An 11966-nucleotide genomic window follows, 5' to 3' on the forward strand; every position below is an offset into this window, starting at 1 on the left:
TGATACGGAATCCATATAAATAATTATGAAAGAAGCATATATCATAGATGGAGTACGCACTCCAATAGGAAGTTATCAAGGGACTTTAGCAGCTGTTCGTACAGACGATTTAGGTGCTTTAGTTATTGAAGAAATAGTAAAACGAAATCCAAACATACCAAAAGAAGCATACGACGATGTTATATTAGGTTGTGCCAATCAAGCAGGTGAAGATAATCGTAATGTAGCGAGAATGTCTTCACTTTTAGCAGGATTGCCTTTTACAGTTCCTGGAGAAACAGTTAATCGCTTATGTAGTTCAGGTTTATCAGCAATCATTCATGCTAACAGAGCAATTAAAGCAGGTGATGGTGATGTATTTATAGCTGGAGGTGTTGAAAATATGACACGCGGACCATACGTAGTTGCAAAACCATCAAGTGCTTTTGGAACAGACGCAAAAATGTATGATTCTAGTTTTGGATGGCGATTTATCAATCCTAAAATGCAAAAAATGTACGGAACAGATGGTATGGGAAATACCGCAGAAAACCTTGTAGAAAAATATAATATCTCACGTGAAGATCAAGATAAGTTTGCATATTGGAGCCAAATGAAAGCTGCCAAAGCTCAAGAAAATGGGCGTTTAGCAAAAGAAATAGTAACAGTTGAAATTCCACAACGTAAAAAGGAACCAATCAAATTTTCAAAAGACGAGTTTGTAAAACCAAACACATCTTTAGAAGTACTAGGAAAATTAAGAGGTGCTTTTAAAGCTGAAGGCGGAAGTGTGACTGCTGGAAATTCATCTGGATTAAATGATGGAGCAGCTGCAACCATTATTGCATCTGAAGATGCTGTAAAAAAATACAATTTAAAACCATTAGCAAGAATTGTAAGTTCTGCGGTTGTTGGTGTAGAACCAAGAATCATGGGAATTGGTCCAGTTGAAGCTTCAAATAAGGCATTAGCTAAAGCAGGTTTGACAATGAACGATATCGATATTATTGAGCTTAACGAGGCTTTTGCTGCACAAGCATTAGCATGCACAAGAGCTTGGGGAATTGCAGATAATGACCCAAGATTAAATCCAAATGGAGGTTCTATTGCTATAGGTCATCCACTTGGTGTAACAGGAGCAAGAATTGCATATTCTGCTGCATTAGAATTACACCAACAAAACAAAAAGTATGCATTAATTACGATGTGTATTGGTGTAGGTCAAGGTTATGCAGCAATAATTGAAAGAGTTTAAGAATGAAAATACTTATTATAGGAGGAAACGGAACCATTGGTAAAAAAGTAACTGAAAGACTTTCACATAAGCATGAGGTTATAGTAGCTGGGCGACATTCAGGTGATGTTACGGTCGATTTTTCAGATTCAAAATCTATAAAATCAATGTTTGAAAAAGTTGGAAAACTGGATAGTATTGTAACAATCGCAGGAGATGCTAAATGGGATAAGTTCAATAAGCTTTCAGAAGATGATTTTTACATTGGAATAAAGAGCAAGTTAATGGGACAAGTTAATGTTGTTAGAATTGGAAAAGATTATTTAAATCCTAAAGGTTCTATTACATTATCAACTGGAATTTTGGCTGACGACCCTGTAGATATGACTACGAGTGCTGCAATGGTTAATGGAGCTATTCATAGCTTTGTAAAAGCTGTTGCTTTAGAACTTGAAAATGGAATTAGAATTAATGCTGTAAGCTCAGATTTAGTTGAAGATGCTTATGAAAAATATAAAGATTATTTCCCAGGAAATACACCTGTACCAATGTCTAAAATAGTAGATGGTTACATCAAATGTATTGAAGGAATAATTACAGGAAGAATAATTAGAATAATGGCATAACGAGTTATTATGAACAAAATACAACACTACGTCCAAGGTCAATGGACATCAGGAAAAGAAGAAGGAACTCCAGTTTTAGATGCTATAACAGGTGAAGCTTTTACTAGTGTAGCTATTGAAGGTTTAGACATTCCTGAAGTTTTAAATTATGGTAGAACAAAAGGAGGCGAAGTACTTCGAAAAATGACCTTTCAGGAGCGTGGAAATATGCTAAAGAAATTAGCATTATATCTTACCAAAAGAAAAGACGCTTTCTACGAGTTAAGTTATAGAACAGGAGCAACCAAAGTAGATAGTTGGATAGATATTGAAGGAGGATTTGGTAACTTATTTGCCAATGCTTCTTTAAGAAAGTTATTTCCAAATCAGCCTTATCATGTTGAAGGGGATGCTATCGATTTGTCTCGTGGAGGACGTTTTATGGCACATCATATCATGGTGCCTAAAAAAGGAGTGGCAGTCCACATTAACGCATTCAATTTCCCTGTTTGGGGAATGTTAGAAAAATGTGCAGTTAATTGGATGGCTGGAGTACCTGCAGTGGTTTTACCAGCACCTTCATCTTCTTATTTAGCTGAAGCAGTAGCAAGAGAAATTATTGCTTCTGGAATATTGCCAGAAGGTGCATTACAAATCATAAACGGAACAGTTAAAAATATATTAGATACAGTAGAATCTCAAGATGTAGTAACATTTACTGGTTCTGCACAAACAGGAAGATTGCTTAAAGCACATCCAAGATTAATACTAGAATCTGTACCATTTACAATGGAAGCCGATTCATTAAATGCATCTATTTTAGGAGAAGATGCAGTTCCTGGAACACCAGAATTTGATTTATTTATCAAAGAGGTCAGAAAAGAAATGACAGTAAAAGCAGGACAAAAATGTACTGCGATTCGTAGAATTATTGTTCCTGAAAAATTGGTTGAAGATGTTCAAATGGCTTTAGGGAAAGAGTTAGATAAAATTACTATTGGAGATCCAAGACTAAAAGAGGTTAGAATGGGATCTTTGGTAAGTCATCAGCAAGTTCAAGCCGTTAGAGATTCTGTAAGCGATTTATCAAAAGAAGCACAAATTGTTTACGGTAATTTAGACAAAATTGAAACTATTGGAGCAGATGCTAAAAAAGGTGCTTTTATAAGTCCAATTTTATTAAGAGCAGACTATCCTTTTAAAAATACTATTATTCATGAACGTGAAGCTTTTGGTCCAGTTAGTACCATTATGCCATATAAAAATTTAGACGAAGCTATATTATTAGCCCAAATGGGTAAAGGCTCATTAGTATCTTCAATAGCAACATATGACGATAAAATTGCTAAAGATTATGTAGTCAATGCAGCATCTCATCATGGACGTATTATGGTTATTAATCGTGAAATGGCGAAAGAAAGTACAGGACATGGTTCACCATTACCATATTTAGTTCACGGTGGTCCAGGACGTGCTGGTGGAGGAGAAGAAATGGGAGGTGTACGAGGTATAAAACATTATTTACAGCGTACAGCTATTCAAGGTTCGCCTACAACAATTACCGAAATCACAGGTATTTACCAACAAAAAGCAAAATATAAGGACGCAGAACAACACCCTTTTAAATACCATTGGGAAGACATCCAACCAGGTATGTCTATGAAAACGCATAAGCGTACCATTACAGATACTGATATTATCAATTTCGCGAATGTGACTTGGGATCATTTCTATGCGCATACAGATATTACCTCATTAGATGGTAGTATTTTCGAGAAAAGAACTGCTCATGGATATTTCATTATTTCAGCAGCAGCAGGCTTATTTGTTCACCCTAATAAAGGGCCAGTTTCTGCAAATTATGGACTGGAAGAATGTCGTTTCTTACGTCCATTGTATCATAACGATACTATTTATGTTCGTTTAACATGCAAACAAAAAGTAGATAGAGATGTGGCTTCGGCTGAACATCCTAGTGGAATTGTAAAATGGTTCGCAGAAATATTTGATGCTGATGACGAATTAGTAGCATTAGCAACTGTGTTAACAATGGTTCAGAAAAAACAAGAAACATTTGTTGAAATGACTGATGAAAAAATTGATGAATGTCTTTCAAAATTAACATCAGACACAAAACCTAGATGGGGAATTATGACGCCTCAACACATGATTGAGCATTTAGAATATACTTATAAAATTGCATCAGGAGAAATTCAAGATTTTGAAGTAGCAACACCAGAAAAGATTTTAGAGAAGGTGCATAATAGTTTATGGAGTTATGATAAGTTTCCTAGAAACACTCAATTTCCTCAATTAGAGAAAGATACTTTAGAACCTTTAAAACATTCAGATTTAAATACTGCAATTGAAAAATTTAAAGCACAAAGAGAAAAGTACATAGTATTTTTTAAAGAAAATCCAGAGGCAAAATTAAAGAATTTAGTTTTTGGTGAATTGAATCGTTATGAGTCATATTTATTAGAAAGAAAACATCTAAATCATCATTTCGAACAATTCGGATTAATATAAATAACCAAGAAATTAAACAAAGATATGAGTGATCCATATGTTAAGTTGGATATAATAAACGAAGTAGGATACATTGAGTTTTTTCATCCTGCACATAACTCTTTACCAGGAGATTTGTTAGCAAAATTAGCGCATACAATAACTGATGCAGGAAACAATAACAAGATTAGAGTTCTTGTTTTAAAAAGTGGAAAAGACAGAACGTTTTGTGCTGGAGCAAGTTTCAAAGAATTAATAAACATCAATGATGAAGCGACAGGAAAAGTATTCTTTTCGGGTTTTGCAAATGTTATAAATGCAATGCGTAAATGTCCAAAATTCATTATTGGTAGAATTCAAGGCAAAACAGTTGGAGGAGGTGTTGGATTAGCAGCATCAACCGATTATTGTATGGCAACAAAATTTGCAGCAATTAAATTAAGTGAGCTAAATGTTGGCATTGGACCATTTGTGGTTGGACCAGCAATCGAACGTAAAATCGGTTTAAGCGGAATGTCTCAAATAGCAATTGATGCAGATTCATTTTATTCTGCTGAATGGGCCAAACAAAAAGGCTTATTTACGCAAGTTTATGATTCAACTGATGATTTGGATGAAGCTGTAAAAGAATTTGCTGAAAATTTATGCAATTACAATACAGAAGCCATGAAAGAAATGAAAACCATATTCTGGAAAGGCACTGAAGATTGGGACAATCTATTAGCAGAGCGTGCTGCAATAAGTGGAAGACTTGTGCTTTCAGATTTTACAAAAGAAAAATTAAAAGGATTTAAATAAAAATGATTTACAGTTTCAACGGTTATATTCCAGTCGTTCACGAAAGCAGTTTCGTGCATCCTTTGGCTGCTGTAACAGGAAATGTGATTATTGGTAAAAACTGTTATATAGGTCCAGGAGCTGCAATACGTGGAGATTGGGGACAAATCATTTTAGAAGATGGTGTAAATGTACAAGAAAATTGTACTGTGCATATGTTTCCAGGAAAATCCATTACATTAAAAGAAAGTGCACATGTTGGTCATGGAGCAATCATTCATGGCGCAAATTTGGGTAAAAATTGCATGATTGGAATGAATACTGTCATTATGGATGATGCCGAAATTGGAGACGAATCTATAGTAGGAGCCATGTCATTTGTAAAGGCTGAAACTATAATTCCGAAACGAAGTTTAGTGGTTGGTAATCCTGCTAAAGTGTTAAAAGAATTGACAGATGATATGATTGCCTGGAAAACAAAAGGCACCCAATTGTATCAGCAATTACCAGCAGATTGCCAAAGTAGTTTAAAAGAAGTAGAGCCTTTGAGGGAGGTACCAGAAAACATGAAAATTCAAGAAGGTGTTTATGATACACTTCGTGACTTTATGAAAAAATAGATTTGTCATTCCGCGCTTGATACGGAATCCAATATGATAAGAATTTAAAGAATGTCAAAATTTGAATTAAAAATGCCCAAAATGGGCGAAAGTATAACAGAAGGCACCATTATCAATTGGTTGATTAATGAAGGCGATAGTTTTAATGAAGGCGATATTATCCTTGAAGTTGCAACTGATAAAGTTGATAACGAAGTGCCAGCTCCAGCATCAGGAACATTAATAAAAACTATGTTTCAAGCTAAAGACGTGGTGCCTGTTGGAGAAGTATTGGCTATTCTTGAAGTTTCTAAAGAGGTAAAAACTAAAACAGATAAAGTTGAAAAAGTTGTCAGTTCGAGTAAATTCGATACACATTCAAGCGAAAAGAAATCATCTGAACCAGAAACGTTTAATCAAATTTTAAGTAAGAAGTTTCATTACGGAAACATTTCTGAGACCCAAAGTAAGCATATACAATTACCTGCTGCAAAACAAAAAAATAGTACATTTTATTCTCCACTAATTAAAAGTATTGCAAAGGAGCATCATATCAGTTTTGAAGAATTGGCACGAATTCCAGCTTTTGGAAATAATGGGCGTTTGCGAAAAAGTGATTTACAGAAATATATTGAAATTGGAAGACCATTTAAGTTTGTTCAACCAAATATAATGCATGATCCAACTGCCTATAGAATTCCTCAATTAAATTTTGATAAAGGCAAAGGAAAAGTAATTGAGATGGATAGAATGCGCCAAATGATTGCAGATCATATGGTGTACTCAAAACATACATCACCTCATGTTACTGCTTATGTTGAAGCAGATTTAACTAATATGGTAAATTGGCGAAATGCGAATAAAGTAGCTTTCGAAAAGAAATATGGAGAACGTTTAACATTTACACCATTGTTCGTTGAAGCTGTAGCAAAAGCAGTGAAGGATTATCCAAATATCAATGCGTCTGTTGATGGAAATAATATTATTGTCAAAGAAGATATAAATATTGGTATTGCAACAGCATTACCAAGTGGAAATTTAATTGTTCCTGTGGTTAAAAATGCTGATACTAAAGATTTAAAACAGCTTGCAGCAAACGTCAACGAATTAGCAAATAAAGCAAGGGAAAACAAACTAGCTGGCGACGATATAAAAGGAAGCACATTCACAATTTCAAATGTTGGAACCTTTGGGAGCGTTATGGGAACACCAATTATTAATCAACCTGAAGTTGCCATTTTAGCGCTCGGAATTATTAAAAAACGCCCAGAAGTCATCACAACAGAGAAGGGAGATGAAATTGCTATTAGAAGTATGATGTATTTATCATTGTCTTTTGATCACAGAGTTGTTGACGGTTTTTTAGGTGGAAGTTTTGTACGTCGCGTAGCTGATTATTTTGAACAATTTGATGTAGATAGAAAGATATAAGATGAATAAAGAGATATTAAAAAAAGGGTTTTTAAACTTGTGCACTGCTAAGTCAATGGCAGAACTGTATGAAGCTAATTTTAAGCAAGTTTCAAAATATGTACATGCAACATCACGAGGTCATGAAGCAATTCAGACTGCAATAGGAATGCAATTATTACCTCAAGATTATGCTTTTCCTTATTACAGAGATGATGCAATGTTATTATCGTTCGGATTGCAACCTTACGATTTAATGTTGCAATTGTTAGCTAAAAAAGATGATCCGTTTTCTGGAGGAAGAACCTATTATTCGCATCCTAGTTTAAAGGATGACGATAAACCTAAAATTCCGCATCAATCGTCAGCAACAGGAATGCAAGCTATTCCTGCCACAGGAGTTGCAATGGGAATGCAATACAAAGAATTACAAGGGTTGGATGATAAGACATTAAAGGATTTACCATTGGTGGTATGTTCGCTTGGTGATGCTTCAGTTACAGAAGGTGAAATTGCTGAGGCCTTCCAAATGGCAGCTTTAAAGCAAATGCCAATTATCTTTTTGGTACAAGACAACGGTTGGGATATTTCTGCCAATGCAGCAGAAACCAGAGCTCAAAATGCTTTTGAATATGCTAGAGGATTCAATGGGTTAGAAGCTATATCAATAGATGGAGCAAATTTTATAGAAAGTTATGAAGCGGTTGAAAAAGTCATCAAAACAATTCGTAAAGAACGTAGGCCTTTTTTAATTCATGCTAAAGTACCATTATTAAATCATCATACATCTGGTGTTCGAATGGAATGGTATCGTGATGATTTGGATGAAGCACGTTCTCGTGATCCTTATCCAGTATTAAAGAAACAATTAAAAGATAACGGATTTTCTTCTGAAGAAATTCTATCTATAGAAAATTCCGCGAAAGCGAAAGTACAGTCTGATTTTGAAAAGGCATTAAAAGCTGAAGACCCAAAACCAGAAGATTTATTTACGAACGATTTTGCACCAACACTAATTACTGAAGAAAAAGGAGAGCGTTCTCCTAAAGGCGCAGATAAAGTAGTGATGGTAGATTGCGCTTTATTTGCAGTTGAAGAATTGATGAAAAAGCACAAAGAGTGTTTGCTTTACGGACAAGATGTAGGAGGAAGACTTGGAGGTGTGTTTAGAGAAGCAGCAACGCTAGCTCAAAAGTTTGGAGATGATAGAGTATTCAATACACCAATTCAAGAAGCCTTTATAGTTGGGTCAACAGTAGGAATGAGTGCAGTCGGTTTAAAACCTATAGTTGAGGTTCAGTTTGCCGACTATATTTGGCCAGGACTTAATCAGTTGTTTACCGAAGTAAGTCGTAGTTGTTATTTGTCTAACGGAAAATGGCCAGTAAGCATGATTTTGCGTGTGCCAATTGGTGCTTATGGCAGTGGTGGTCCTTATCATTCATCTTCTGTTGAAAGTGTTTTAACTAATATTAGAGGAATAAAAATTGCTTATCCAAGTAATGGAGCTGATTTAAAAGGCTTGATGAAAGCTGCCTATTATGATCCGAATCCAGTAGTCATTTTAGAACATAAAGGGTTGTATTGGTCAAAAGTTAAAGGAACACAAGGTGCAACATCAGTAGAGCCTGATGAAGATTATGTGTTACCATTTGGTAAAGCTTGGGTGTTACAAGAAATATGGAAACAAGAAAATGTAGAAACTTTAACTATTGTGACTTACGGAATGGGAGTGCATTGGGCAATGAATGCTTCAGAAGAACTTGGAATGAAAGACCAAATTGAAGTTATTGATTTGCGCACGTTGTTTCCATTAGATGAAGAAACGATTATGAAATCGGTTAAGAAAACAGGAAAGTGTTTGGTGGTCACTGAAGAACCTTCTAATAATAGTTTTGCAAGAGCTTTAGCAGGAAAAATTCAGGAAGAGTGCTTCAAATTTTTAGATGCTCCAGTAATGACTATTGGTAGTGAGAACATGCCAGCAATTCCGTTAAATTCTACTTTAGAAGAAACCATGATTCCTTCCACTGAAAAGGTAAAAAAGAAAATAGAAAACTTATTAAATTACTAAATAAAAAAAGCGACTCAATTGAGTCGCTTTTTTTATAATTTATATTCCGAAAGTGGTTTTGTAAACTTTTCTGGGTCAGCAGCTAAATGATAGCGAGGGTCGTCAACAGCTTCAACGATTACTTCTTTAAATTTAGGACTAGCCTTATACATTAAAGCCTTACAGTCTTCACTTAAATGTTTCAATTTAATCGATTTTCCTTCAGCTTCATACTTGTTCACTAAATTAAAAATAGCTTCTAGCGCAGAATGATCACTTACACGAGATTCAACAAAGTCTATTTCAACATTTTGTGGATCATTTTTCACATCAAATTTAGCATTGAAATTTTGAACTGAACCAAAAAATAAAGGTCCCCAAATTTCATAAGTTTTAGTACCATCAGCTTGTATGCGTTTGCGAGCTCTAATCATTGTTGCATTTTTCCAAGCAAATACTAAAGCCGATATAATGACACCTGCTATAACTGCAACAGCTAAATCTTTCCAGACAGTGATTGCAGAAACTGCAATTAAAACTATAGCGTCCGATAAAGGAATTTTTCTAATAATCCTGAAACTACTCCAAGCAAAAGTTCCTATAACAACCATAAACATTACGCCAACAAGTGCAGCAATAGGAATTTGCTCAATTAAAGGAGCGCCAAATAATACAAAACATAGTAAAGCGATTGCTGCAACTGCACCAGAAAGACGACCTCGTCCACCAGAATCTACATTAATAATTGATTGTCCAATCATAGCACATCCACCCATTCCACCAAAGAGTCCGTTTAAGATATTTGCACCACCTTGAGCGACACATTCTCTATTTCCGTTTCCTCTAGTTTCTGTAATTTCATCAACTAAATTTAGTGTCATAAGTGACTCAATTAAACCAACTGCAGCAAGTATAAAAGCTGTAGATAAAATTAAATCCCAATGACCTTGTAGTGTATAAAATAATGTAAATATTTGATCTTGGAATGTTGGGAGTGTTCCTTGAAGACCTTCGCCTCCACCATCTTTTATAAATGAACCAACTGTACTTACTTCAATACCTCCAAAAATTGTTATACATGCTACTACTATTATTGCCAATAAAGCAGCAGGAATTTTTTTTGTCAATTTTGGTAAACCATACATAATACCCATAGTTAAAGCCACAAAGCCTAACATGGTCCAAAGTGCTTGTCCAGTCATAAATTGGCTTTCACCATTTACAGTTTCTTTAAATAAGCCTAATTGTGATAGAAAAATAACAATTGCTAAACCATTAACAAAGCCCATCATCACTGGATGAGGGATTAGCCGAACAAACTTTCCTAATTTAAAGACACCAGCGAGAATTTGAATTGCTCCAACAAACAACAGTGTGATAAATAGCCATTGCAAACCAAGATTCTCAACAGGGTTATCTAAAGTAATTCCAACTTCATTTCCTTTCTGAATTAAATGAACCATTACAACTGCCATTGCGCCTGTAGCACCAGAAATCATTCCTGGTCGTCCTCCAAATAAAGCGGTGACAATTCCCATCATAAAAGCTCCGTAAAGACCAACAAGAGGGTCAACACCTGCTACGAATGCAAATGCAACTGCTTCAGGAACTAATGCTAAAGCAACAGTTAATCCTGAAAGAATATCGTTTTTTGGATTTTGAGTAAAGTTTTTTCGGGTTGTTTGTCCTAAAATCATAATTTAATTATTCTGAAAGTCGGCAAAGATAGGGTTTTTAGAATGAAACATTTAATTGATAACTATGGTTGATGAAAATGTAAAACTAATTATGAAATTCAATACATTTAGTTCAATATAATTTTTGAAAATAATGAAGGGATTTTACACTATCGTTTTATTAATTATGTCAAATGTTTTTATGACTTTAGCATGGTATGGTCATTTAAAATTTGCTGAATGGAAATGGTTTAATAAACTTGGATTAATTGCTATAATTTTAATAAGTTGGGGAATAGCTTTATTTGAATATTTCTTTCAAGTGCCTGCTAATAAAATTGGGTTTAAAGGCAATGGCGGACCATTCTCGTTGGTAGAATTGAAGGTTTTGCAAGAAGTTATTACTTTAATTGTTTTTATGGGATTTACGCTTATTGCTTTTAAGAATGAATCTTTTAAATGGAACCATGCTATAGGTTTTTTGTTTTTAGTGTTAGCTGTATTTTTTGTGTTTAAGAAATAAAAAAAGCGACTCAATTTTGAGTCGCTTTTAATATATATTATTGTGATATCCCTGGAGGATATTTTTCCATAACCTTAGTTACAAATTCTTTAATACGTTCTTCTTTTCTCTCCATATTCTGAGATAAATATCCTGTGCCCATACCTTGCCATACAAGTTCTTTTTTCTTGGCATCTATTAAATCAATATATAATGTACCTTCTGTTCTTGTTGAAACTGATGGCTGATTCCAGCCCCAACCCCAGCCGCCGAAACCTCCCCAGCCCCAGCCGCCATAACCCCAAGCATTGTTGTATACATCAACACGTTGCTGAGATTTTGTAAATATACTTACTAGCATATCTGGGTTTTCTGATTTGGTATAGCCTTTGGCCAATAATTCTGATTCAATAGCACGTAAAATTCGACGTTTGTCAAGGTCGCTAATTTCGGCTTTGTCAATTCCTGTTTTATAAAACGCAAAAGTTTTTAATTGACTAAAGTTTGCATTTTTGTCATAATCTGATGCTACTCTTACAGAGCTACATGAAGTTGCTACCAATACTAATAACAGTAACAACGGTAAAGTTTTCATAATTTTTTTCATTGCAATTTTTATTAAT

The 11966-nt window shown here is 34.7% G+C and carries 10 protein-coding genes; 8 read left to right on the plus strand and 2 right to left on the minus strand.

Translation table 11 applies throughout. The features are described from left to right. Positions 1-25: 25 nt before the first annotated feature. From pcaF to IEW41_RS13165, 7 genes are all read left to right on the plus strand, one after another. Positions 26-1234 carry a 3-oxoadipyl-CoA thiolase gene (gene pcaF / locus IEW41_RS13135; RefSeq protein WP_188606836.1) on the plus strand — a complete coding sequence of 403 codons (1209 nt, stop codon included), beginning with the start codon at positions 26-28 and terminating at the stop codon, positions 1232-1234. A 2-nt stretch (positions 1235-1236) separates the two neighbouring features. Continuing rightward, positions 1237-1839, plus strand: a complete 603-nt coding sequence (locus IEW41_RS13140) for a short chain dehydrogenase (RefSeq protein ID WP_188606837.1) — start codon at positions 1237-1239, stop codon at positions 1837-1839. Between the two features lie 9 nt (positions 1840-1848). Then, on the plus strand, positions 1849-4347 hold the full coding sequence (gene paaZ / locus IEW41_RS13145) for a phenylacetic acid degradation bifunctional protein PaaZ (RefSeq protein WP_188606838.1): 2499 nt from the start codon (positions 1849-1851) through the stop codon (positions 4345-4347). A gap of 24 nt (positions 4348-4371) precedes the next feature. Further along, positions 4372-5124, plus strand: a complete 753-nt coding sequence (locus IEW41_RS13150) for an enoyl-CoA hydratase/isomerase family protein (RefSeq protein WP_188606839.1) — start codon at positions 4372-4374, stop codon at positions 5122-5124. A gap of 2 nt (positions 5125-5126) precedes the next feature. Continuing rightward, complete coding sequence (locus tag IEW41_RS13155) at positions 5127-5723, plus strand: acyltransferase (RefSeq protein WP_188606840.1); 597 nt, start codon at positions 5127-5129, stop codon at positions 5721-5723. 81 nt (positions 5724-5804) lie between these two features. After that, a complete protein-coding gene (locus IEW41_RS13160; protein ID WP_373282965.1) occupies positions 5805-7133 on the plus strand; it encodes a dihydrolipoamide acetyltransferase family protein in 1329 nt (442 codons plus the stop codon). A 1-nt stretch (position 7134) separates the two neighbouring features. After that, the gene (locus IEW41_RS13165; RefSeq protein ID WP_188606842.1) at positions 7135-9186 is read left to right on the plus strand and encodes an alpha-ketoacid dehydrogenase subunit alpha/beta; all 2052 of its coding nucleotides are present in this window, start codon (positions 7135-7137) and stop codon (positions 9184-9186) included. 32 nt (positions 9187-9218) lie between these two features. Here the strand turns inward: IEW41_RS13165 and IEW41_RS13170 are convergent, their stop codons facing one another. Beyond that, positions 9219-10862 carry a SulP family inorganic anion transporter gene (locus IEW41_RS13170; RefSeq protein ID WP_188606843.1) on the minus strand — a complete coding sequence of 548 codons (1644 nt, stop codon included), beginning with the start codon at positions 10860-10862 and terminating at the stop codon, positions 9219-9221. A gap of 133 nt (positions 10863-10995) precedes the next feature. Here IEW41_RS13170 and IEW41_RS13175 point away from each other — a divergent pair, with 133 nt between their 5' ends. Then, positions 10996-11364, plus strand: a complete 369-nt coding sequence (locus IEW41_RS13175; protein ID WP_188606844.1) for a DMT family protein — start codon at positions 10996-10998, stop codon at positions 11362-11364. Between the two features lie 37 nt (positions 11365-11401). Here the strand turns inward: IEW41_RS13175 and IEW41_RS13180 are convergent, their stop codons facing one another. Continuing rightward, positions 11402-11950, minus strand: a complete 549-nt coding sequence (locus tag IEW41_RS13180) for a DUF4136 domain-containing protein (RefSeq protein WP_188606845.1) — start codon at positions 11948-11950, stop codon at positions 11402-11404. Between the last annotated feature and the right edge of the window lie 16 nt (positions 11951-11966).

The sequence above is a fragment of the Aquaticitalea lipolytica genome, from assembly GCF_014641635.1.
GTDB lineage: Bacteria > Bacteroidota > Bacteroidia > Flavobacteriales > Flavobacteriaceae > Aquaticitalea > Aquaticitalea lipolytica.